This is a genomic window from Luteimonas sp. AC640a (assembly GCF_979256585.1).
In genome coordinates this window covers 270,308-293,570 of sequence record NZ_CEEDOV010000010.1, presented here as the reverse complement: position 1 = coordinate 293,570, position 23,263 = coordinate 270,308, and the positions used below count along the sequence as shown (strand labels likewise).

Below are 23,263 nucleotides of genomic sequence, written 5' to 3'. Positions count from 1 at the left end.
GTCATCGGTTGAGGCGCTGCAGCAGCTTGGTCCGCAGGTCGCGGGCAAGAGCCTCGTCCAGCGGCGCGAGCACCCGGCGCGCGTGCTCGGGAATGTGATCAACCGTCGCGTCGTCGGCATCGAACACGTAATGGCGGAAGATCTCGCGCCAGTGCGCACGTTCGCCATCCGGCAGGTCGCGGATCGACATCAATGCGAGCATCAGGGCGTTCATCGGCGTGTCCATCCATGCCGGCGACTGTCGCCACCAATAGTTCACCAGCACGTTGAACTGCTCGAGACCTTCTATGTGATGCCACCACAGCGACGGAATGAACACCGCATCGCCAGGATCGAGTTCGGCGCCCTGCGCGTGGCGCATCGCTTCTTCGAACTTCGGAAAACGCGCAAGGTCGGGCGCGGCGAAGTCCACCAGGCTGATCGGCTGACCGGCCGGGGTCAGATCCAGCGGGCCGATGTAGAGGTTGCCCAGCTGATCCGGCGGAAAGAGCGTGACGCGTCGCCGGCCCGCAGCGACGCAGGCAAGGTTGTCGGGCAGATCCTGGTGCGCGGCGATGCGGGTGCGGTTACCGATCCAGATGCTGGCCAACGGCGCGCGCGCGCCCAGATCGATGGCATTGGCGGCATTGAAGCCAGGCAGCCAGGTGTCGATCGTCGTCGAAGCCACGTAGATCGCAGGGGGCGCCTCGGTCTGCGCGTAGTTCAGCAGCGTGCGCAGCACGACGTCGAGCGGCACCTGTTCGCGGCGGAAATTGAAGCCGCGCATCGCGTCGTCGTAGAAGAAACGGCCGCCGATCTCCGGCGGCCCCACGGTCACCGCCGCCGGCGGCGCGCCGGGCCGCATGATGTCGGTGAGGTAGGTGACGGCGGCATGTGCACCTGCGTGGGCGGCGCGCACCATCGGCCAGTCGCGGACCAGTCCGCGCAGCACGACCGGTCGCCCGCCGAGCAGGACATCGTCCGGTACCGGCGCATCGCCGCAGACGTCGTGCCGCTCGACGATCGCCTCAGGCCGTTGCAAGCCGGCCTCGCATGCGTTCGATCAGATCGCGGAACCGCGACGCGGACGCGAGTGCCATGTAGATCGCCTCCAGATGTCCTGCTGCATGCAGCGCGCCAATCGCTTCGGGCGCAAGGGTACGCAAACGCGTCTCGTCGATGATGTGGAAGCCCGACAGACGATGCGTGCGTCCGTCGTCGAGCGTGATGTCGAGCGTGAAGGGTTCCAGCAGCGCGTGCGCCCGTAGCGCGTCTACGAATGCCGGCGTCTGCGCGATGCCGTCATGCAGGCGCTGCAACACCGATTGCACGCGTTGGAAATAGGGCGTGAAGCCGCCGTGCGGTAGAAAAAGTGCTTCGCCGGCTTCCGATTGCAGACGCGGATGGTCCAGATCGACGTGGACCATGGGCGGCTCACCGGCGTTGCCGCCGATCAGGAACGGCCCGCGCTCGATCGCGAGCGGCACGTAGTGCGCCTGCCAGCCGTCCGCATCGAGAAACAGGTTCTGGCCGTGTTGCAGACCCAGCAGGGCCAACGGTTGCACGCGGTTGCCGTCGACGTGGAAAAGGACGGGATAGTGCGCGTGCAGTTCGCGGAATTCGTCTGGAAATGTCGGCGCAATCATCACGCCATCGCCCAACGCCGCGCTGTGGATGGTGTCGATGCGCAGATCGCGATGCGTGACGGGGTCGAGCTGTACGTGGCGGGTCATTGTGGGCCGGCCGGCAGCGGTCGCTGAAGAGAGCACGCAGCATAGCGCTGCGCGCGGGCGGAGACCGCGCGTCCTTCCGAGGATGCGCGGCCCGGTGACGCATCAGAAGCGGTAGCGCGCGCCGAACATGTAGCGCGGACCGGTCTGCGTGGCGAAGCGCAGCTGATTGGTATGCCGCGCATGCACGCGGTAGGTCTCGTCGGTCAGGTTGATCGCCTCTGCATGCAGCGAGAACTGCGGCGTGACCTGGTAGCTGATGTTGAGATCCAGCTGGCCGTAGGCTTCAGTGTAGTTCGGGTTCGGACCCTGGCCACCGATGCCTGACAGGAACTCGTCGCGCCAGTTGTAGGCCGCACGCACCTGCCACTGGTTCCTGTCGTAGAAGGCAACAACGTTGGCCGAATCGCTGAGACCGATCATCGGGTACTGGTCGCCCAGGCTGTTGTTGTCGAACGTCAGGCCCGAATCGACCATCGTGTAGTTCGCCGCGACGCCGAAGCCGCTCGATCCGAACATGTGCTGGACGTTGAATTCCCAGCCATCGAGCGAATCGGAGCGCTGGTTGGCCGGCGTGTTGATGTCGAAGCCGGCGATCGGATCCGTCTCCAGGCCGACGATGCTGCCCGTCCGCTCCCCATTGGAGTTGATGCCGGTGTAGGTGACGCCCGGATCGCCCGCGTGGTTGAGGAAGATGTAGTTGCGGATGCACACCGCGTCCGACGTCCCGCACCCATTGGCGATCGCGTTGTTCCAGTAAGTCCCGCCGACGGGGGTATGCAGATTGAACGGCGTGTCGCGGACGATCGTGTCGCTGATGAAGTTGTCGATGTTCTTGCGGAACCAGCCCACCGACACGTAGCTCGCTTCGGCGTAGTACCACTCGAACGAGAGGTCGAAGTTGGTCGACTTCAGCGGCTCAAGCCCCGGGTTGCCCTGGGAGCCGTCGCCACCGTCGATGCGCACGATGTTGGCTAGGCTCAGGCCGCCCTGGATCTGCTGCCAGCCCGGCCGGCCGATCGTTTGGCTGTAGCTGCCGCGCAGCACCATGTTCTCGGCCACTTCGAGGCTCAGGTCGAGGCTGGGCAGGAAGTGGTCGTACTTGCCGGTCTGGCTGATGAAGTCACGCTCGCCGTCGTAGACCACGTAGAGCTCGTTCGCCGAATCCCAACTGATGCCGTTGGCCACGCGCGCGAGCGCTTCGGAGGTGACGTCGGTTTCCTCGTAGCGCACGCCGGCTGCGACGCGGAGCGGCATCGACCAGTCGAACTCAGTGCTCCACTGCACGTAGGCGGCCTTGGATTTTTCCTCGGTGCGCAGGTCCTCGGTGAATTCCGTCGGCGCGCGGTACAGCGAATCGTCACCGGCGATCTCACCAGCGCGTTCCCGCAGCCGGTCGAAGTCGAACATCATGAAACGGCCGGTGAAGCGCGGATCGTTGTGGCCACGAAACGCGTCGAAATAATGCGCCATGTCGTCGGCGTAGAAGATGCTGTCGTCGTAATCGCCAGGGCTGCCCACGCCGCCCCACGTGTCACGCTGCATGACGGCAGAGGCGGTGCGGTTGTTGACCTCGGTCATCGACACGCCGAAATCGAGGTTCGAGTAGTTCTCGAACGTGAAACGGCCGCCAGTCTGGATCTGCTCGACTTCCGACTTGTTGTAGCTGTTCTGGAACACCGAGCCGGTGACCACGACGTCGGACGCCTCGATCTGATCCACGCCCGGCGGCAGACCGATCGTCAGGATCGGGAAGTCGCCGCTGTAGTCGACCGATGTGGAAGCGCGACGGAACGCCGCGGTGCCGAGCACGCCGGCCGAGCCGTACGGACTGTCAGGGCTCGATTCGGCGGTGGAGTTGTGATAGTCGAGATGCAGCTTCAGCGAATCGGTGGCATCCCACTCGACGTTGAAGCCGGTCGACTCCAGCACGTTGCGCGTGGCGAGCTCCATGCCGCCCATCGCGATGTCGGCGTAGACCGGATTGCCGTTCTCGTCGAAGGAGACGTTGTCTTCGCCGTATTCGATCGGGCCGGCAATCGGGCCATCGGTCCACGAGCTGTCGCCGGGGCCGTAGTTGAACCACACCGACAGTTCGTTGCGCTGCTGCTGCACCTTGTTCTCGGCATAGGTGTAGTCGAGCGTGGTGCGCACGGAGTCGATCGGCTGCCACTGGAACGTCGCCTGGCCGTTGGTGCGCTGACGCTGCACACCATTGACGCTGTAACCAGTGTTCTGCGGACGACCGTAGATCGTGTCCGGGCCTGGCCGGTTGGTGATGCGGTCGTAGCCGGTCTCGCCGGGCAGCGGCAGACGGTTCCAGGAGTTGGTGTCGTCACCCTGGAACATCGCCCAGCCATCAGCCACCGAGGCCTGGCTGTAGCCCGAATCGCGCTCCTGGTAGCTACCGCTCAGGGCGACGCCGAAGCGACCGTCGGCCGAGGTGTTGCTGAAGATGCCCGACAACTCGCCGGTGATCGAATCGCCCGGATACGTGTCGGGCAGATTGTCGACCGACGTGTCGTGCACGCCCTTGATGCCGACGTTTGCGTGGAAACCGGGATTGTCGAGCGGGCGTGCGGTCTTGACGTTGATCGTCGCGCCGATGCCGCCGGTCGGGGTGGACGCCCGACTGCTCTTGAACACCTCGATTTCCGAGACCGACTCCGACGCCAGATTGGCGAAATCGAATGCACGCGAGTTGGACGTGCCGCCGCCGCCCGGTCCGAGGTTGGAGGCCGGCATCTGACGGCCGTTGAGCAGCACGAGATTGAAGTCCGGACCGACGCCGCGGACGGTGACCTTGGAGCCCTCGCCGCTGGCGGTGCGGTCGATCGACACGCCCGAGATGCGCTGCAGCGATTCGGCGAGATTGGTGTCCGGGAACTTGCCGATGTCCTCGGCGACGATGCCGTCGACGATGCCCTGCGAGTCGCGCTTGAGGTTCATCGACGACGTCAGGCTGCCGCGGATACCGGTCACGGTGACCGTATCGAGTTCGGTGGCCTCGTCGGTGCTGGCGGTGTAGGGCGTCTGGGTCTGGGTCTGGTCGGCGACCTGCGCTGCCAGTGGCGGCGCGAGCGCGAACAGCAATGCGGACGTGAGAAGCCGCTTCTTCGGTGCGGCGTGTAGTTTCTTCATGGATCTCCCCTCCCAAGGATTCGCATGCGGTCTGGTTGTGTGCCCGCGCCTCCGGAGGAATGCGGGCGGTGAACGTCAGCGCGGATTTGATGTCAGGTTGACAGCGTTGTCAACGGGAACTGCCACAGCGGCCGGAAACGATTCCCACGCGCGGGAAAGCGCCTGATTCGTGCTGCGACGCAACAGTCAGCTGCGACATCAGGGTGTCGGCGCCACGGCTTCGAGCGGATGCGCCTCGGTGGTCAGGACCGTGGTCGCGGGATCGAGCGTCGCCGGGTCGGCATAGAGCAGATAGAAATACTTGAAGGTCTCGGCAAGCACGAAGCTCTCCATGTCGTCCTTCTTCTCCTTGGTGACCACGTTCGCGAGTGCGGCGAAACCCGAGTCGGTACGCGTGTGGCGGACGAAGTCGTCGAACAGCGTGCGGCCCATGTCGCGCCAGGCGGTGTCACCGCTCAGCCGATACAGGTACCAGGCGGACTCGACGATCTCCGGCCGCAGCGGGTAGCCGGGCGATACGACTTCGCGGGCGCGGTAATCCCAGATTTCCGGTTCGATGCCGTGTGCCTGCCACATCGAGAACGCCGACCGCTGCAGGCGCGCCGCGCGAACGGGATCGCCGGATACCGCGAGCAGGCCGGGGAAAAACGCATCCAGCGCGCCGAAGCGTGGGGCGATGCGCGCGCCGGTCGCCATGTCGACATGGCCGTACCACAGCGCGCCGTCGACCTCGTCGGCCACGTGGGTGTTGATCGCGGCAATATGCGTGTCCCACATTGCCTTGCAGCGCGGCTCGGCGAACAGCTGCCAGCATTTCCACAGGTACTCGTAGTACGAGTCGATGCGCGCGCCGACGTGGGTGCGGGTCTGCGTCCACTGGCCGGTGTCGACATTGAAGCGCTCGCCGACCAGTCCGATCGGTGAGCGCATCGCATACGTCGCTTCGAGCGCGCGCCAGGCCGTGTCCCAGTACACCTGCTTGCCGGTCAGTCGCGCGAGCGTGCCGTATTCGAGCAGCAGCGTGCCGGACTCGGCCGGGTTGCTGTCGGTGCCGCTGGTCTTGCCGGTGCGCAGGTTGACGGTGACGTAGGGCAGGCCGGTCGGCGAATCGAATGCCGGCAGCAAGCGCGTGCCGAGATCGTCGGCCAGGGCGAGCAGCCGCGCGTCCCCGGTCATCTGGTAGCCGGACAGCAGCCCGCCGAGCAGGCGGATCACGATCTCGAAATGCTTGACGTCGAGGTCCTTTTCGAACGACAGCTGCGTGGCGATCAGCTCGCGCGCGGCGTCGGCTTCCTCGGTCAGGCCCATGAGCAGCAGCGTGTCGAGCGCGTCGACCGGCGTCATCAGCAGCGACTCGCCGTACCAGTCGCTGCCGGTGTTCGACAGCGGCTTGAGCGCATCGTGGCCCCATGCGTACTGCCGGTAGCCGCGCCAGCCATGCAGGAACTCGGCCTTGACGCGTTCCGCCATCGCCGCGTCCGCGCCGTTCGCATCGAGGCGCTGCTGTGCCTCGGGTGCGATGTGGACGACGGTGTGGGTGGCGGCTGTCTGCGGCGGTGTCGATGCGCAGCCCGCAAGGAACGCGGCGCATGCGGCGATCGCGATGACGGCGGACCGCTGGCGAACGCGGTGTCGCAAAGGATTCATGCGGGGATTCTCCGAGTATGCGTGCCGCGCATCACCGCGAGCACGTCGTGGCAGGCGCCCATCGTGTGGTAGTCGGTCTTGCCGGCGGGGCTCTTGAGGTCGTCGAGCTTGCGGTTCTGGCGGTCGAGAATCCGGAACCAGGCGCCATGGATGTGGTCGACGAAATGGCGCCATACGTAGTCCCACAGGCGCAGATAGTCGTCGCGGTAGCGCGTCTCGCCGGTCGCGTCGAACAGCCGCCAGGCCGTGGCGATCGCCTCGGCCTGCACCCAGAAATACTTGTCGTCGTCGCACCAGAACATCGGCGTCTGGGCGAGATTCGGCGGTGGCGCGCCGGGCGCGGGCGAGCTGTTTCGCAGCGATTCCGGCGCGAAGCCGTAGACGATGCCCCCGTGCTCGGTGTCCCAGCCGTGCGCGATCGCGGTGTCGTAGAGATGGCGCGCGGTCGGCAACAACCAGTCCGGCGCGGCGTCGCCCAGATGCGCGCGCAGCGACAGCAGCAGCTTCGCCCATTCGATCTGATGACCGGGCTGGAAGCCCCATGGCCGGAACAGGTGCTTGGGATCATCCCGGTGGTAGTCCCAGTCGACCGACCAGTCTGCGTGCCAGTGCTCCCAGACCAGGCTGCCCGACAGCGCCGCCTGGCGGCGCGTCATGTGATCGGCCAGCTGCAGCGCGCGTTGCAGATAGCGCGCATCGCCGCCGGCTTCGTGCGCGGCGATCAACGCTTCGCACAGATGCATGTTCGCGTTCTGGCCGCGATAGTCGCTGTAGCGCCACTGCGCATCGGCTTCGTCGCGGTACAGGCCCGCATTCGCGTCCCAGGCGTGGCGTTCGAGCAGATCCCAGGTCTCGTCCATCCAGTTCTGCGTCGGCAGTCCTGCCTTGCGTGCGCTTGCGCAGGCCAGCAGCACGAAGGCCAGGCCGTAGCTGTGGCGGGTGTCGTCCTCGACCGCTCCGTCCTGCAGGGTCCAGGCGTAGCCGCCGCGCTCCGCATCGCGATGTGCCTCGCGCAGGAAGCGCAGGCCGTGCAGCGCGGCGTCGCGCCAGTCGTGGGCGTGACGCGACTCGGCGAACTCGACCGCGGCCATCGCGTAGTCGTAGACGAAGCGCGTGCTGCTGACGAGATGACGATGGCCGCGGTCGTAGAGGCTGCCGTCGTCGCGAAAATAGTGGAAGAAGCCGCCGTCGGGATCGATCGCGCGCGGGTGATAGAACGCCATCGTGTCGGCGACGTGCGCGCGCAAAGTGGCTTGGGCGGTGAAGTCGGGCAGTGGCGTCGCGGGCAGGCTCATCATGCGGTCTCCAGCAGGGTGCGCACGGCGGCCGCGGCGGGCATCGCGTCGAACGCGCCGTGACGTGTGGTCGCAAGCGCACCGGCGGCCGCCGCATGACGCAGCAGGTCCTCGCGCACTGGGTCATCCTCGAACGCGGCGGCGAGTCCATCGGCATCGATGCCGCGCGACACCACACGCTGCAGCAGGCCGGCGACGCAGGCATCGCCGGCGGCCGTGGTATCGATGGCGTCGACGCGGAAGACGCCGGCGGTGCCGGCGCGCATACGCGTCCACCAGCGCATCGGTGCGGCGCCGTCGGTGACCAGCAGCACGTCCGCTTCACCCGCGAACACGCGTGCAACCGTGCCCGCGCTGTCGCCATCCCCGGTCAGGAATACGAATTCCTCGGCGCTGAGCTTGACCAGTCGCGCCAAGGCAAGCGCCTGCCACAGGGTCGGCGCGGGATCGACATCGCGCGGCCACAGCGCGGGTCGCAGGTTGAGATCCAGACTCACCAGCGCGCCGGCCTGCGCCGCGCGCGTCATCGCCTGCAGCGTGGTCGCGGCGATCGCCGGCGCGGTCATGCTGTTCGAACACACGTGCAGCACGGCGACATCGTCGAATGCGTCGTCGACGAAATCGCTGTCCTGGAACAGCAGGTCCGCGGCCGGCGGCCGGTAGAAACTGAAGCTGCGCTCGCCGTCCTCGGCCAGCGCCACGAAGGCCAGCGCAGTGGGCGCCTCGCCGGTCCGCCGCACCTGTGACACATCCACGCTGCGCGCGGCGAGCGCCGCGTGCAGCGCTTCGCCGAACATGTCATCGGCGAGCATGCCGATGAAGCGTGCGCGTCCGCCGAGCGCCGCCACACCAACTGCGACGTTGGCCGGCGCGCCGCCGGGCTGCTCGACGAAGCGACGCGTGCCGTCACTGGCGTGTTCGGCGCGGAAATCGATCAGCGCCTCGCCGAAGCAGGCGACGATGTCCCGTGCGGAACTGGATGCTGCGTCCGCCATCAGTGCATCGCGCCCGGGCGCGGTGCCGGCACATCGGCCGCGGTCAGCGCGGCACCACTCAGGCGCGAGCCGCGCAGGCCGTACCAGATGATGTAGACGTAGCAGGCCAGCGGCACGACGAACGCGTGCTGGATGCCGATGTTGTCGGCCAGCGCACCCTGCGCGAGCGGGATCAACGCGCCGCCGACGATCGCCATCACCAGCAGGCTCGACGCCTTGCTGGTCAAGGTGCCGAGACGCTCGATCGCGGTGGTGAAGATGGTCGGGAACATGATCGAGTTGAACAGTCCGATCGCCAGCGCACTCCACATCGCCACCTGTCCACTCGTTGTCATGGTGACCACGAGCAACAGGCACACCATGCCGGCGGCAAAGCCGAGCAATTTGCGTGCATCGATCCTGGTCATCAGCGCGGCGCCGATGAACCGTCCGACCATCGCGCCACCCCAGTAGAACGCGAGGAACTGCGACGCGCGCGCCTCGGTCAGGCCGCCGATCGCCGGCTCCGCCATGTAGTTGATCAGGAAGCTGCCGATCGCGACCTCTGCGCCGACGTAGCAGAAGATCCCCAGCACGCCCCAGCGCAGATGCGGCGTGAGCAGCGCTTCGAGATAGGTGTGGTGCACGGCCGGGCCGGCTTCGGTGGCGTCGCGCAGGGACGGAATGCGCATCAGCAGCACGAACACCGCCACCAGCAGCAGGCCGCCCGAGAGCAGCAGATAGGGCATTTCCACCGAGCGCGCTTCGGCCGCGCGATAGGCGATCTGTTCCGCCGCGCCCATCGCGGCGATCTCGTCGGCGCCGAGTACCGCACCGACCAGGATCAGCGGGCCGATCAGCAGCGGAAAGATCGTCGTGCCCAGCGAGTTCAATGCCTGCGCCAGGTTGAGGCGACTGTGCGAGGTTTCCGGCCGGCCGAGCAGGCTGATGTACGGATTGGCCGCGACCTGCAGCAGCGTGATGCCGCTGGCAAGCACGAACAACGCCGCCAGGAACACCGGATATGACGGCAGGCGCGCGGCCGGATAGAACATCGCCGCGCCGATCGACGCGATCACCAGGCCGATGACGATGCCCGCCTTGTAACCCACGCGCGCGACAACGGCGCCGGCCGGCATCGACATCAGGAAGTACGCGCCGAAGAACGTGAACTGGATCAGCATCGTCTGCGTGTAGTTCATCGAGAACACGGCTTTGAGATGCGGAATCAGCACGTCGTTGAGACTGGTCAGGCCGCCCCAGGTGAAGAAGATCAGGCTGACCACCGCGATTGCGGCGGGATTGGACATCGTGCGGCTGGACGGATTCATGCGGCGCTACCTCGGGCCCGGGCGGGCGATTGGAATGCGGTGTCGGGCGCGGCGGACGTGCTGGCACGGACCTGCAGCGCAACGGGGGCGATGGTGGAGTGGGGCGGGTCGGGCAGCGCGCCGCGCAATCGCGCGAGCACCAGTCGCGCAGCCTGCAGGCCGCGGGCGCGCGGATCGGTGGCGATGGTGGTCAACGGCGGCGAGGCGAACGCGGCTTCGGCGACATCGTCGAAACCGGTGACGGCAAAATCATGGCCGGCGCGGCGGCCGCAGCTCGCGAGGCCGGCGATCAGTCCCAGCGCGACGGCGTCGTTGTAGCAGACCGCCGCGGTCGGCGCGGGATCGCGCGCGAACAGCGCCTGCGTCTGCCGCGCGGCCTCGAGGCGTGTGGGCGCGCACTCGATCAGCCACGCGGGGTCGGGTGCGATGCCGGCATCGGCCAGTGCTTCGCGATAACCGGCGCGACGTTCGCCGCAGGAACTCGAATCGCGATGGCCGCCGAAGAACGCGATCGCGCGATGACCCTGCGCAAGCAGGTGCTCGGTGGCCAAACGCGCGCCGGCGCGGTTGTCGAGCGCCAGATAGTCCCAGTTGCCGGTGCCGCCGTCGTCGAGCGTGCGGTTGAACAGCAGCACCGGCAGGCGCGGCCCGCAGACTTTCCGCAGACGCGCGGCGCTGCTGTGCTCGGCGGGGGAGAGGATCAGCGCGGCCGGACCGTGCTCGACCAGCGAGGCGAGCACGGCCTGCTGGCGCTCGACCGATTCGCCGGTGCTGCCGAGCAGCAGCACGTGGCCTGCTTCGGCCAGGGCGGCATCGACGCCCGCGGCAAACTCCGCGAAAAACGGATTGGCCAGATCATTGACGACCAGCGCCACCGCATTCGACGCGCCGCCGTGGCGCAGGCTGGCGGCTCCGCGGTGATAGACGTAGCCCTGCCGCTCCAGTTCGGCGCGGACCCGTGCGCGGGTGTCGGGGTGCACCTGCGGGTTGTCGCGCAACACCATCGAGACCGTCGCTTTGGACAGCCCGCAGGCGGCCGCGATATCGGCCAGGGTGACGCGTCGGGTCGGGGACATGCCAGGCAATTGAACCGGTTCAGACGCGCGCATGGTGACCATTGCGGCCGCCCACGGCATCCTGCGGCGCAACATGCGGTGCAGTCGGCGCGATGGTAGGTTCGCGCCAATTGAACCGATCCAAACGAGGATGCGATGGCGAAGCTGGGGACGGCGATGGCACAGGCGGTATTCGCGATGGGCGCGCTGCTGGGCGCGGGCACGGCGCTGGCGGACGCGGGCGATGCGGGGGACAAGGCGTACACGTCGGTCGATCCCTTCATCGGCACCGGCGGCGAGGGCCACACCTATCCAGGCGCGACGGTGCCGTTCGGCATGGTCCAGCTGAGCCCGGACACGCGTATCCAGCCGCGCGCGCAGGCGTACGACTGGGCGGCCGGTTACCGCTATGACGACACCAGCATCGTCGGCTTCTCGCACACGCATTTCTCCGGCACCGGCCACTCCGATCTCGGTGACGTGCTGCTGATGCCGGTCACTGGCCCCGAGACGCTCGAACGCGGTGATCCCGAAGTGCCGGGCAGCGGCTACGCCTCGCGCTTCCGCCACGACGACGAAATCGCCCAGCCCGGGTACTACGCCGTCACCCTCGACGATTCGCGTGTGCGTGCCGAACTCACCGCGAGCGCGCGCGCCGGCGTGCACCGCTACACCTTCCCCGAGGGCACCGATGCGCGCGTGCTGCTCGACCTGCGTACGTCGATGTACGACTACCCCGGCAAGATCCTGTGGTCGCGACTGCGGCAGATGCCCGACGGCACGATCACCGGCTTCCGCGAGACCCGCGGCTGGGCGCCGGGCCGGCAGCTGTACTTCGCGATGCGTTTCTCGCGCCCACTGACCGGACACGCCTTCCACAACACCGAGACCGACATCGCCTACAAGGGCTTCGCGCCGCCGGGCGACCGCAGCCCGGGCGAACGCGCGCAGATCGAAGGCCGGCAACTGGTCGGCACCTTCGATTTCGGCAAGCTCGATGCGCCGCTCGTGGTCAAGGTCGCGATCTCGTCGGTCGACGAGGCCGGCGCGATCGCCAATCTCGACGCCGAGGTGCCGGACTTCGATTTCGACCGCGTGCGCAGTGCTGCGAAGGCCGAATGGACCGAGGCGTTGTCGGTGCTCGACATCGACGCACCCGAGCCCGACCGCCGCAGCGCCTACACCGCGCTCTACCACACGCTGCTCGGTCCCACGCTTTTCATGGATGTCGATGGCCGCTATCGAGGACCGGACCAGGCCGTGCACACGGCCGAGGGCTTCGCCCACTACTCGACATTCTCGCTGTGGGACACCTATCGCGCGCTGCATCCGCTGCTGACGATCGTCCAGCCGGAGAAGCGCAACGCCGACTTCGTCGACTCGCTGCTCGCGCACCGGCACCACAGTCCCTACGGGATCCTGCCGGTGTGGTCGTTCCACGGGCAGGAGACGTGGACGATGATCGGCTACCACGCGGTGCCGGTGATCGCCGACGCGTATCTCAAGGGCATCCGCGGCTTCGATGCCGACGCCGCGCTCGACGCGATGGTCGCCAGCGCGTCCTACGGTCCCTACGACGGCCTGCGCCAGTACATGGAACTGGGCTGGGTGCCGATCGACGAAGAGGGCGAGGCCGCGTCGAAGACGCTCGAATACGCCTACGGTGACTGGACGATCGCGCGCATGGCGCAGGCGATGGGCCGCACCGACATCGCGCGCCGATTCGACACCCGCGCAGCAAATTGGCGCAACGCCTTCGATCCTGGCACGGGCTTCATGCGCGCGAAGAAGCGCGACGGCAGTTTCCGCACGCCGTTCGATCCGACTGCCAGCGGTTACGGCACCGACTACACCGAGGGCAACGCCTGGCAGTACTCCTGGTACGTGCCGCACGACGTCGCCGGCCTGGCCGCGGCGCACGGCGGTGCCGACGCGCTGCTGGGCAAGCTCGATCAGGCCTTCGAGGCCGAGGTCGACCCGTCGATCTTCGAGCACATGGAAGACATCACCGGCCTGATCGGCTGGTATGCCCACGGCAACGAACCCAGCCACCACGTCGCGTATCTCTACGCCTACGCTGGCCAGCCCTGGCGCACGCAGGCGCGGCTGAAGACGATCATGGAGACGCAGTACGCCGACCGGCCCGATGGCCTCGCCGGCAACGACGACCTCGGCCAGATGTCGGCCTGGTATCTGTTCACCGCGCTGGGCTTCTATCCGGTCGCGCCGGGCAGCGGCGAGTATGTGATCGGCCGGCCGTTCCTGCCGCGCGCGACGCTGAAGCTGCCGAACGGCAAGCAGTTCACCGTCATTGCCGACGGACTCGAACAGGGTCATGGCTACATCGGCAGCGCTACGCTCGACGGCAAGCCGTTGCAGCGCGCGTTCCTGCGTCACGCCGAGATCCTCGCCGGCGGCGAGCTGCGTTTCACGATGCAGGCCGAACCGTCGCAGGCCTGGCCGGGCAGGGATGCGCAGGCGCCGTACTCGATGACACCTGCCGCACGCTGACCACGCCGGGCAGTCCACCAGTGACCGGGCGGCGCGGCAAACACCGCGTCCGCCGTTCGCGCCAGGCGCGTCGACGACATCCTCAGACCCTCCCAGATCCCGGACGCGGTGCCGGACGGCACCGCGGAATGCGTTGTACCCAGTGCATGACAACGCTGTCAATTCGAAGGGGGCGGTGCAGGACTCGATTCCCGCCGTGAGGCGGTTCGGCACATCGATGCGCGGCGAAAGCGCTGCGTTGCAGCATCGGCAGCGATGCGCGTCATGACGGCCCGCACCAGCCTGTGCCAAGCGCCAGATCCTGCGATTGGCAAAGTCATGCCCGGTCGCTACGCTCCGTGCACCGTTTTCAGGCTCCACCCCACGCCATGTCGATCCAGCCCAACGCGCCGACGCGCATGACCCCGCTCACCTACGTCATCTTCGGGTCGCGCTGGCTGCAGCTGCCTTTGTATCTGGGCCTGATCGTCGCGCAGTGCGTCTACGTGTTCCTGTTCCTCAAGGAACTCACGCATCTGGTGACCGACGCCAACACGCTGACCGAGCAGGGAATCATGCTGCTGGTGCTGGGCCTGATTGACGTCGTGATGATTTCCAACCTGCTGGTCATGGTGATCGTCGGCGGCTACGAGACCTTCGTCTCGCGACTGGGCTTGCAGAACCACCCGGACCAGCCGGAATGGCTGAGCCACGTCAACGCGAGCGTGCTCAAGGTCAAGCTGGCGATGGCGATCATCGGCATCTCTTCGATCCATCTGCTCAAGACCTTCATCGCTGCCGGCGAAGTCGGCCTGCCGGTCTGCGGTTCGGCGGACTTCATCACGGCTGCCACCGTGCATGCGCAGGCGCTTGCCGCCGGCCTGTCGCTGGCCGCGCCGGTCTGCACCAAGGTCACCCAGGCCGGTGTGATGTGGCAGACCATCATCCATGGCGGTTTCATTCTCTCGGCGATCGGCATCGCCTACACCGACCGGCTGATGACCAACAGCAGCGCCAAGCGCGAGCACGCCATCTACTGAAGCCGACGCCCGGACCGTTATCTGTGGCAGCATCGATGGTGCCGTGACAGGGGGACGTCGGGCTGCGCGATGCAGGACGAAGGGGCCAGCAAGAAAAATCGGCCGTACGGCGCGCCTGCCCAGCGTCGACGCAACCGTGCGCTGCTGATCGGCGGACTGTTGGTGGCCAGTGTCTGCATCGCGGCTTCGGTCGTGGCCTGGAACGATCTGCGCGTACGCCAGGAAGCGGGCGAGCGCTACGTGCTGGAAATGTCAGCCGGTCTAGCGCGTAATCTCGAACTGACACTCGACAACCTCGATCGGGCCTTCACCGGCATCGGCGCGGACCTGGACGCGATTCCGCAGCGAGGGGCTGATACCACCGGCGCGCTCGTCAATGACGTGGTGCAGGGCGTGCTGTCGCGACACCCTGATTTGCAGGATCTCGCGCTGGTCGACGCCCTGCCTGTCTTCGTGACGCCAGCCGATGCGGATGGTGCGCGGCTGCAGGCCGGCGAACCGCTGCCAGCCAGAGACGGCGAAGGCTGGGTGTTGCCGCTTGCATTGCCTGTGTCCAGCGGTCCCGACGGGTCGCCCCGCTGGGTGGTGGGGCATCTGCGCGTCGACGCACTGCATGCGCTGCTGCGCGAGCTTGATCTGGGCCGTAGCGGCACTGCGACCTTCGTGCACCGCAACGGCCAGATCGTCACGCGCTCCGATCCGGACGACCAGTACGTCGGCACCGATGTCCGCCAGTCAATGCTGTTCACGCACGGCGTCAATCTGGCCGATGCCGGACTTCTGCAAGGGCGCGGCACTCTCGACGGCACGCAGCGCCTGATCGGCTTCCGCGCACTGTCGCGTTACCCGTTGATCGCCACGGTCGGCGTGGGACGCAACGACCTGCTTGCGGGCTGGTGGGCGTTCGTGGCGGCGCTCGCGACAGGCGCCATCCTGCTCTTGCTGGCGTGGCTCTTCGGTCTGCGGATGCTGATGATCGGCGCGCGCCGGGAGCGTGCGCTGAGCGAGGACATCGCACGCTCGGCGGGCGCGATCACCGACCTGACCACGCGCATGCGCGATGTCGAAGTGCAGTACCAGTATCTCTACGAACGCCATCCGCTGCCGGCACTGGTCTACGACCGCGACACGCTGCAGATGCTCGCCGTCAACGACGCGGCGATCGCCGAGTACGGCTATGCGCGCGACACGTTCCTGGCCCTCCACGCCGACGCGATCGTCGTCGACATGGACCGCGATGACATCCGGCATGAACTCGCCCGGGCACCGGCGCCGCACGTCGGACGTCGGACGTCGATTCCGCCATCGGCGACGCGACGGCAGCACGTTCGCGGTCACCGTGTACTCGAGCAGCCTGCAGTTCCTGGGCCGCGCTGCGCGGCTGGTGCTGGTGATGGATACCAGCGATCGCGAGCGCGTGGAGGCCGAGCGCGAACGCAGCGAGGCGCGTTTCCAGATGGTCGCGCGCGCCACCAGCGACGCGATCTGGGACTGGGATCTCGCCACTGGCAGCCTGTGGTGGAGCGAAGGCTTCACTGCGCAGTACGGCTGGGACTGGCGCACGCATGCATCGACGGTCGATCAGTGGACGGCGCTGTTGCACCCCAACGATGCCGCGCGCGTCGCCGAGAATCTCGATGCCGCGATCGCGAGTGACGTGACCGAGTGGAGCGCGCAGTACCGCCTTCGCTGCGAAAACGGCACATACGCCTCGGTCGAGGACCGCGGCACGATCCTGCGCGACGCGGCGGGCCGGGGCGTGCGCGCGGTCGGCGGCATGCTCGACGTCACGCGCCAGCGCCGCGACGAAGCCGATCTGCGGCTGTTGCGACGTGCGGTGGAGGCCACCGAGAACGGCATCGTCATTGCCGATGCGCGCGCCGCCGATCAACCGATCGTGTACGTGAACGCAGCCTTCTCGCGCATCACCGGTTACACGCCTGAGCAGAGCATCGGGCGCAACTGCCGGTTCCTGCAGGGCGAGGAGCGCGACCAGGCCGCGCGCGGCGCGATCCGCGATGCCATTGCCCAGGCGCGCGAAGTCCGTGTGCAGCTGCGCAACTACCGGCGCGATGGCTCGCCGTTCTGGAACGAGCTGCGCATGGCGCCGGTGCGCGACCAGGACGGCGCACTCACGCATTTCGTCGGCATTCTCAACGACATCACCGAGCGTCGCCGCGCGGAAGACGCGCTCGCGCATCGCGCCACGCACGACGAACTCACCGGGCTTCCGAACCGCGAGCTGGTGATGGAATGTCTGGCCAAGGCCGTTTCTCGCGCCGATGCCGAGGACAGCTGCGTCGGTCTGGTGTTCGTCGATCTCGACGACTTCAAGCTGATCAACGACAGCCTCGGCCATGCCAGCGGCGATGAAGTACTGCGCACCGTCGGTCGTCGTCTGCTCGGCGCAGTACAGCCGGGCGACACCGTGGGCCGGTTCGGCGGCGACGAGTTCGTGCTGGTCATGAACGCCGCCGACCGCGACGCGGTGGCGCGTGCGACAGAGGACGTGTTCGCAGCCCTGTCGCAGCCGATGGAGATTGGCGCGGCGTCGCTGCAGATCACCCCCAGCATCGGTTACTGCCGTCACCCGGGGGATGGTGATGATCCCGCAATGCTGCTGCGCCATGCCGACCAGGCGATGTACCAGGCCAAGCAGCAGGGACGGAACTGCGTCGTCGCGTATCGCGAGGCATTCGGCGTGCAGGCCAGCGAGCGTCTCGCGCTGGTGTCGCAGCTGCGCGATGCGCTGCAGGCCGAGCAGTTCGAACTCGCGTTCCAGCTGCAGTTCGACCAGCAGCGCCGGCCGGTCGGCATGGAAGCGCTCCTGCGCTGGCGGCATCCCGAACGTGGTCTGCTGACGCCTGATGCGTTCATCACCGTCTGCGAAGACAGCGGGCTGATCGTGCCGATCGGGCGCTGGGTGCTGCGCGAGGCCGCGCGCCATCATCAGATCCTCGCCGCGCAAGGCTGGGGCCATCTACGGATCGCGGTCAATGTGTCGGCGGCGCAGTTCCAGCAGGGACTGGTCGACGACGTACTGTCGGCCCTGCAGGCCTTCCAGTTGCCGGCCGGCACCCTCGAACTCGAGCTCACCGAGAGCGTGGTCATGGCCAGCCCGGACAACGTGATCCGCGACATGGCGACATTGCGCGATGCCGGCGTGTGCATCGCGATCGACGATTTCGGCACCGGCTATTCCAGCCTCGCCTACCTCAAACGCCTGCCGCTGCACCGGGTGAAGCTGGACCGCTCCTTCGTGCAGGATCTCGGCCGCGATCCCGACGACGAGGCGATCTGCGACGCGATCATCCGCATGGCGCAGCGGCTGGGCCTGTGCACCACGGCCGAGGGTGTCGAGACCGACCTGCAATGGAACTGGCTGGCCGCGCACGGCTGCGAGGAACTGCAGGGCTATCTGTTCGCCCGTCCGGTGCCGTTCGAGGACGCGCTGGCCTTGCTCAACCGCCCCGGCGGCGCCTGATCCGTCGCAGGGCCGGCGACATCGACCGCGTAGAATGCGGCGATGGATGTGTCACACCTTATCGACGGCCTCAATGCCGCCCAGCGTCAGGCGGTCTCTGCGCCGGATGCCCACTATCTCGTCCTCGCCGGCGCCGGCAGCGGCAAGACCCGCGTGCTCACCCACCGGATCGCATGGCTGAACGAGGTCGTCGGCGTGCCCGCGCACGGCATCTTCGCCGTCACCTTCACCAACAAGGCCGCGGCCGAGATGCGTCACCGCGTCGACGCGCAGCTGCGCAGCGGTGCACGTGGCATGTGGATCGGCACTTTTCACGGCCTCGCACATCGGCTGCTGCGCCTGCACTGGCAGGACGCGAAGCTGCCCGAGAGTTTCCAGATCCTCGACAGCGACGACCAGCTGCGTCTGGTGAAGCGCGTCGTGCAGCAGCTGGAACTTCAGGACGATGCGCGCTTCCCGCCGCGGCAGATCGCGTGGTGGATCAATGCACAGAAGGACGAGGGCCGCCGCCCGCAGCACATCCAGGACGGCGCGGATGAGTGGTCCGAGGTCATGCGCAAGGCCTATGCGCTGTACCAGGAACGCTGCGACCGCGCGGGTCTGGTCGACTTCGCCGAGATCCTGCTGCGCGCGCACGAGCTGCTGCGCGACACGCCGGCGCTGCTCGCGCATTACCGGCAGCGCTTCGGCCATCTGCTGGTCGACGAATTCCAGGACACCAATGCGATCCAGTACGCCTTCGTGCGTGTGCTCGCGGGGGAGACCGGCAAGGTGTTCGTGGTCGGCGACGACGACCAGGCGATCTACGGCTGGCGCGGCGCCCAGGTCGAGAACGTGCAGCGCTTCCTGCACGACTATCCCGGCGCGGAGACCATCCGCCTCGAACAGAATTACCGCTCGAGTGCCAACATCCTCGGCGCCGCGAATGCGGTGATCGCGCACAACCCCGAGCGCCTCGGCAAACAGCTGTGGACCGACAGCGGCGAGGGCGATCCGATCGATCTCTACTCGGCCTACAACGAGATCGACGAAGCGCGGTATGTGGTGGAGCGCGCGCTGCAGTGGGTCCGCGACGGCGGTTCGCATGGCGATATCGCGATCCTCTACCGCAGCAATGCGCAGTCGCGCGCGATGGAAGAACAACTGGTCGCCGAGCAGGTGCCGTACCGCGTCTACGGCGGCGTGCGCTTCTTCGAACGCGCCGAGATCAAGGACACGCTGGCCTATCTGCGTCTGGTCGCCAACCGCGACGACGATGCCGCGTTCGAGCGTGCGGTCAACACGCCGCCGCGCGGCATCGGTGAGCGCACGCTCGACGAAGTGCGCCAGCAGGCGCGCGCGCAGGGCATTCCACTGTGGGAGGCGGCGATCCGCAGCGCGCAGGGCAATGTGCTCGCGGGGCGTGCGCGCAATGCGCTGGCCGGCTTTGCGCAGCTGATCGACCAGTTGTCCCTCGAGCTGGCCGAGCTGTCATTGAAGGACAAGATCGACCATGTGCTGGCACGCTCGAACCTGCGCGTGCACTACGCCAACGAATCCAAGGGCAGTGCGGATTCGCGCGTCGAGAATCTCGACGAACTGGTGTCGGTGGCGTCGCGCTTTGTGCGCGGGGACGACGAGGAGAGCGCGCAGTTGACCGAGATGGTCGCGTTCCTCGCCTACGCCTCGCTGGAAGCCGGCGAAAGCCAGGCCCAGGCGGGCGAGGACGGCGTGCAGCTGATGACGCTGCACAGCGCAAAGGGTCTCGAATTTCCCCTCGTGTTCCTGGTCGGTCTGGAAGAGGGCCTGTTCCCGAGTGCACGTACGGCCGAGGAAAGCGGGCGTCTGGAGGAAGAGCGCCGGCTGGCCTACGTGGGCATCACCCGCGCGCGACAGAAGCTGGTGCTGACCTACGCCGAGGCGCGACGTCTGCACGGCCAGGACATGTTCGGCGTGCCGTCACGCTTCCTGCGCGAGATCCCCCCGGTGCTGCTGCACGAAGTGCGGCCGAAGGCGCAGGCCACGCGCGCCTCGTTCCCGCAACGCCAGCGCGATTTCGGCCACGCGAGTCTCGCGCCGTCGGTGGGCGTGCGGCTGGGCCAGAACGTGAGCCACGTGAAGTTCGGCACCGGCACCGTGACCGATATCGAAGGCGACGGCGCGCATGCGCGCGTGCAGGTCAATTTCGATGACGCCGGCAGCAAATGGCTGGTGATGGCCTACGCCAACCTGCAGCCCGCCTGAGTGCCGTCAAACGCTCTGCTGCGCGCGCAGCAGGCCTAGCGACGGCTGCAGCGTGCGGCTGCGCCACCGTATCTTCGATCAGGCGGACGGCGGATCCGGGCGACGCGTACGCGAGACCGCCTTTACGATCCCCAGGCCCAGCAGCACGATCACGCCGACGGCGATCCACTGCGGCGCGAGGCCAGCGAGGTGCGCGCCATAGGCAAGCCCGCCGATCAAAACGAACATGCCCACGAGGTAGATGGAAAACGAAGACATCGGCCGCTCCTGTCGTCAGAGACGGCCGGATGCTAGCGATGCGCGCGTGATGGTCATCCGCATTCAGCTGAACCATCGGCGTTGTGGCCGGGACTCTCAGTCGCGGATGTCGAAGCTCTGGCTCTCGTCGAGCCCGCCATCGCCGTCGACGACGACCCAGCGGCTCCCATTTTTTTCGAACAACACGGGCACCGGATCGCGGAACAGCGGCCGGCGCACGAATCGCAGCGTCCAGCCGAACTGCTCGAGCGTGGCGATCGCGCTGGTCTGCGCGGGCGTCAGACCAGCGCGGAGGGCGACGGCGTCGGGATGGTCAGGTTTGCGGCGATCGGCGGGATGCATTGGGCTCCTCGAGGGACTGGCGACAGCCCTCCGTAGCGTCGCGCGCGGTCCGATCGTACGTGAATGCGGCGTGCAGGCCAAACCGCCCGCCCAACATGACCTTCCGGCCACGCCGGCGGCAACGGGTACGCGTACGCTGGGCGGCCTATGGCCGTGACGCGGCCGCTTCGAGTGGAGATTCCATGGCGTTCGCCGCTTTCATGCCCGTCCTGCCGCGCGCCCGGGTACGCATCCGTCTGGCCGCGTCGGTCGGTGGTCTGCTCGCCCTTGCACTGGCACCCGCCGCATTCGCCGCCGAGGGCATGTGGACGCTCGACAACCTGCCCAAGGCCGCGCTGCAGTCGCAGTACCAGTTCGCGCCCGACCAGGCCTGGGTGGACCATGCGATGCAGTCCTCGGTGCGTTTGGCCGGTGGCTGCTCGGGTTCGTTCGTCTCGCCCGACGGCCTGGTGCTGACCAACGCGCATTGCGTCGTCGGTTGCGTGCAAGGCCTGTCCTCGCCGCAACGCGATCTGCAGAACGACGGCTTCGTTGCCGATGCGCGCGGTGAAGAGCTGCAGTGCCCGGCCGAGGAACTCAACGTGCTGCGCGCGATCACCGACGTCAGCGGGCGGCTGACCAGCGCGGCTGAAGGCAAGCAGGGCCAGGCCTACGTGGATGCACGCAACGCCGAGAAGAGCCGCATCGAGTCGGAATGCGTGGGCGACGATGAAGCAAAGACGCGTTGCGATGTCGTCGAGCTCTACAACGGCGGCCAGCAGCATCTCTATCGCTACCACCGCTATTCCGACGTGCGCCTGGTGTTCACGCCCGAGTATTCGGTCGGCTTCTTCGGCGGCGATCCCGACAATTTCAATTTCCCGCGCTACAACCTCGACGCCGCGCTGCTGCGTGCTTACGAGGACGGCAAACCGGCAAACGTCGAGCACCACTTCACGCTCAAGCCCGAAGGCGCCGAGCCGGGCGAACTGGTCATGGTCACCGGCCACCCGGGCCGCACCCAGCGCCAGCTTACCGTCGCGCAGCTCGAAACCGTGCGTGACGTCAGCCTGATCAACAACCTGCTGTGGCTGGCCGAGCGCCGCGCAATGCTGGGCCAGTACGGCCGCAGCGACGAGGAGGCCACGCGTCAGGCGCAGTCGGATCTCACGTTCACCGACAACAGCTACAAGGTGTTCCGCGGACAGTTGCAGGCGCTGCTCGACCCGCAGGTGTTCGCCGGCAAGCGTGCCGAGGAAGCGCGTCTGCGCGACGGCGTGGACGCCGCGCCGTGGAACGAGGTCGAAGCGGCGCAGGTCGTCGCGCGTCAGCTCGCCGTGCCGTACATGCTGCTTGAGCAGGGCCGCGGTTTCGACTCGCGCCTGTTCGGCATCGCCCGCACGTTGGTGCGCGGCGGCACCGAGCGCGCGAAGGCGAATGACGCACGTCTGCCGGAATTTCAGGACGCCGGTCAGGGCCGCCTGCGCCAGACCCTGCTGAGCAAGGCGCCGGTGTATCCCGAGTTCGAGATCGCCAAGCTGACCTGGTCGCTGACCAAGTTCCGCGAACTGCTGGGCACCGACGATCCGCTGGTGAAGTCCGTGCTCGGCACGCAGTCGCCCGCGCAGGTCGCCCAGGCACTCGTCGAAGGCTCGAAGCTCGCCGACGTCGCCGAACGCGAGCGTCTGTGGAACGGAGGCGCCGCGGCGATCGAGGCCTCGGACGATCCCTTTATCCGTCTGGCCCGCGCAGTCGATGCGCCGGCACGTGCGCTGCGGCAGCGGCAGGAGTCGGAGGTGGCGTCGATCGAATCGCGCGCCGCCACGCAGATCGCCAAGGTGCGCTTCGAGAAGCTCGGCACCACGGTGTATCCGGATGCGACGTTCACGTTGCGCCTGTCCTACGGCGATGTCGCCGGCTGGGAGGAAAACGGCAAGGCGATCGAACCGTTCACGACGATGGGCGGCGTGTTCGCGCGCAACACCGGCGCCGAGCCGTACGCGTTGCCGAAGCGCTGGCTGGACGCGGAAGGCCGCATCGCACAGGACACGCGTTTCAACTTCGTCAGCACCAACGACATCATCGGCGGCAACTCCGGCAGCCCGGTGATCAACCGCGACGCGCAGGTCATCGGCCTCGCGTTCGACGGCAACATCCATTCACTGGGCGGCAGCTTCTGGTACGACCCCAAGCTCAACCGCACGGTGTCGGTGCACAGCGCGGCGATCATCGAATCGCTGAAGTCGGTTTACGGTGCCGACGCGCTGGTGGGTGAGCTGCTGCAGAAGTAAGCGC

At 67.3% G+C, this 23,263-nt stretch carries 15 protein-coding genes and 1 pseudogene; 6 read left to right on the top strand and 10 right to left on the bottom strand.

Going from position 1 to position 23,263, the window contains the following annotated elements; translation table 11 throughout:
- Position 1: 1 nt before the first annotated feature.
- The 8 genes from ACZ9YD_RS10420 to ACZ9YD_RS10385 form a co-directional block, all read right to left on the bottom strand.
- A complete protein-coding gene (locus ACZ9YD_RS10420; protein WP_465075144.1) occupies positions 2 to 1,021 on the bottom strand; it encodes a cupin-like domain-containing protein in 1,020 nt (339 codons plus the stop codon).
- Positions 1,008 to 1,712 carry a SapC family protein gene (locus ACZ9YD_RS10415; protein WP_465075143.1) on the bottom strand — a complete coding sequence of 235 codons (705 nt, stop codon included), beginning with the start codon at positions 1,710 to 1,712 and terminating at the stop codon, positions 1,008 to 1,010. The genes ACZ9YD_RS10420 and ACZ9YD_RS10415 overlap by 14 nt, the downstream gene beginning before the upstream one ends.
- 102 nt (positions 1,713 to 1,814) lie before the next feature.
- The gene (locus tag ACZ9YD_RS10410; RefSeq protein ID WP_465075142.1) at positions 1,815 to 4,850 is read right to left on the bottom strand and encodes a TonB-dependent receptor; all 3,036 of its coding nucleotides are present in this window, start codon (positions 4,848 to 4,850) and stop codon (positions 1,815 to 1,817) included.
- Between the two features lie 198 nt (positions 4,851 to 5,048).
- A complete protein-coding gene (locus ACZ9YD_RS10405; RefSeq protein WP_465075141.1) occupies positions 5,049 to 6,497 on the bottom strand; it encodes a glycoside hydrolase family 47 protein in 1,449 nt (482 codons plus the stop codon).
- Complete coding sequence (locus ACZ9YD_RS10400) at positions 6,494 to 7,792, bottom strand: AGE family epimerase/isomerase (protein ID WP_465075140.1); 1,299 nt, start codon at positions 7,790 to 7,792, stop codon at positions 6,494 to 6,496. The genes ACZ9YD_RS10405 and ACZ9YD_RS10400 overlap by 4 nt, the downstream gene beginning before the upstream one ends.
- Entirely contained in the window at positions 7,792 to 8,787 is a 996-nt protein-coding gene (locus ACZ9YD_RS10395; protein WP_465075139.1) for a carbohydrate kinase family protein, read from the bottom strand. The genes ACZ9YD_RS10400 and ACZ9YD_RS10395 overlap by 1 nt, the downstream gene beginning before the upstream one ends.
- A complete protein-coding gene (locus tag ACZ9YD_RS10390; protein ID WP_465075138.1) occupies positions 8,787 to 10,076 on the bottom strand; it encodes a sugar MFS transporter in 1,290 nt (429 codons plus the stop codon). The genes ACZ9YD_RS10395 and ACZ9YD_RS10390 overlap by 1 nt, the downstream gene beginning before the upstream one ends.
- 17 nt (positions 10,077 to 10,093) lie before the next feature.
- Complete coding sequence (locus ACZ9YD_RS10385; RefSeq protein WP_465075137.1) at positions 10,094 to 11,173, bottom strand: LacI family DNA-binding transcriptional regulator; 1,080 nt, start codon at positions 11,171 to 11,173, stop codon at positions 10,094 to 10,096.
- Between the two features lie 156 nt (positions 11,174 to 11,329).
- On the opposite strand from ACZ9YD_RS10385, the gene ACZ9YD_RS10380 reads away from it, so the two are divergent.
- The 5 genes and pseudogenes from ACZ9YD_RS10380 (at position 11,330) to uvrD (ending at position 20,389) form a co-directional block, all read left to right on the top strand.
- Positions 11,330 to 13,663, top strand: coding sequence for a GH92 family glycosyl hydrolase (locus ACZ9YD_RS10380; RefSeq protein WP_465075529.1), 2,334 nt, complete (start codon positions 11,330 to 11,332; stop codon positions 13,661 to 13,663).
- 368 nt (positions 13,664 to 14,031) lie between these two features.
- The gene (locus tag ACZ9YD_RS10375; RefSeq protein ID WP_465075136.1) at positions 14,032 to 14,682 is read left to right on the top strand and encodes a TIGR00645 family protein; all 651 of its coding nucleotides are present in this window, start codon (positions 14,032 to 14,034) and stop codon (positions 14,680 to 14,682) included.
- A 69-nt stretch (positions 14,683 to 14,751) separates the two neighbouring features.
- Positions 14,752 to 15,534, top strand: a pseudogene (locus ACZ9YD_RS10370) (hypothetical protein); the annotation flags it as partial.
- A gap of 487 nt (positions 15,535 to 16,021) precedes the next feature.
- Positions 16,022 to 18,166 carry a putative bifunctional diguanylate cyclase/phosphodiesterase gene (locus ACZ9YD_RS10365; RefSeq protein ID WP_465075135.1) on the top strand — a complete coding sequence of 715 codons (2,145 nt, stop codon included), beginning with the start codon at positions 16,022 to 16,024 and terminating at the stop codon, positions 18,164 to 18,166.
- A 42-nt stretch (positions 18,167 to 18,208) separates the two neighbouring features.
- Positions 18,209 to 20,389 (top strand): DNA helicase II, encoded by a 2,181-nt coding sequence (gene uvrD / locus ACZ9YD_RS10360; RefSeq protein WP_465075134.1) that lies wholly within the window; start codon positions 18,209 to 18,211, stop codon positions 20,387 to 20,389.
- Between the two features lie 78 nt (positions 20,390 to 20,467).
- Here the strand turns inward: uvrD and ACZ9YD_RS10355 are convergent, their stop codons facing one another.
- Together ACZ9YD_RS10355 and ACZ9YD_RS10350 are read right to left on the bottom strand one after the other, a co-directional pair.
- Positions 20,468 to 20,647: a hypothetical protein gene (locus ACZ9YD_RS10355; RefSeq protein ID WP_159680720.1), complete on the bottom strand. Its 180-nt coding sequence runs from the start codon at positions 20,645 to 20,647 to the stop codon at positions 20,468 to 20,470.
- 96 nt (positions 20,648 to 20,743) lie between these two features.
- The gene (locus ACZ9YD_RS10350) at positions 20,744 to 20,989 is read right to left on the bottom strand and encodes a hypothetical protein (RefSeq protein WP_465075133.1); all 246 of its coding nucleotides are present in this window, start codon (positions 20,987 to 20,989) and stop codon (positions 20,744 to 20,746) included.
- A gap of 182 nt (positions 20,990 to 21,171) precedes the next feature.
- Between ACZ9YD_RS10350 and ACZ9YD_RS10345 the strand changes: the two genes are divergently transcribed.
- Positions 21,172 to 23,259, top strand: coding sequence for a S46 family peptidase (locus ACZ9YD_RS10345; RefSeq protein ID WP_465075132.1), 2,088 nt, complete (start codon positions 21,172 to 21,174; stop codon positions 23,257 to 23,259).
- Positions 23,260 to 23,263 lie beyond the last annotated feature (4 nt).

Excerpts from the sequence above, each read along its gene's own strand:
- ACZ9YD_RS10345 (WP_465075132.1), top strand. The coding sequence starts at position 21,172 with ATGGCGTTCGCCGCTTTCATGCCCGTCCTGCCGCGCGCCCGGGTACGC.
- ACZ9YD_RS10395 (WP_465075139.1), bottom strand. The coding sequence starts at position 8,787 with ATGGCGGACGCAGCATCCAGTTCCGCACGGGACATCGTCGCCTGCTTC.
- ACZ9YD_RS10375 (WP_465075136.1), top strand. The coding sequence starts at position 14,032 with ATGTCGATCCAGCCCAACGCGCCGACGCGCATGACCCCGCTCACCTAC.
- ACZ9YD_RS10355 (WP_159680720.1), bottom strand. The coding sequence starts at position 20,647 with ATGTCTTCGTTTTCCATCTACCTCGTGGGCATGTTCGTTTTGATCGGC.
- uvrD (WP_465075134.1), top strand. The coding sequence starts at position 18,209 with ATGGATGTGTCACACCTTATCGACGGCCTCAATGCCGCCCAGCGTCAG.
- ACZ9YD_RS10390 (WP_465075138.1), bottom strand. The coding sequence starts at position 10,076 with ATGTCCAATCCCGCCGCAATCGCGGTGGTCAGCCTGATCTTCTTCACC.
- ACZ9YD_RS10380 (WP_465075529.1), top strand. The coding sequence starts at position 11,330 with ATGGCACAGGCGGTATTCGCGATGGGCGCGCTGCTGGGCGCGGGCACG.
- ACZ9YD_RS10385 (WP_465075137.1), bottom strand. The coding sequence starts at position 11,173 with ATGTCCCCGACCCGACGCGTCACCCTGGCCGATATCGCGGCCGCCTGC.
- ACZ9YD_RS10400 (WP_465075140.1), bottom strand. The coding sequence starts at position 7,792 with ATGAGCCTGCCCGCGACGCCACTGCCCGACTTCACCGCCCAAGCCACT.
- ACZ9YD_RS10415 (WP_465075143.1), bottom strand. The coding sequence starts at position 1,712 with ATGACCCGCCACGTACAGCTCGACCCCGTCACGCATCGCGATCTGCGC.
- ACZ9YD_RS10410 (WP_465075142.1), bottom strand. The coding sequence starts at position 4,850 with ATGAAGAAACTACACGCCGCACCGAAGAAGCGGCTTCTCACGTCCGCA.
- ACZ9YD_RS10405 (WP_465075141.1), bottom strand. The coding sequence starts at position 6,497 with ATGAATCCTTTGCGACACCGCGTTCGCCAGCGGTCCGCCGTCATCGCG.
- ACZ9YD_RS10350 (WP_465075133.1), bottom strand. The coding sequence starts at position 20,989 with ATGCATCCCGCCGATCGCCGCAAACCTGACCATCCCGACGCCGTCGCC.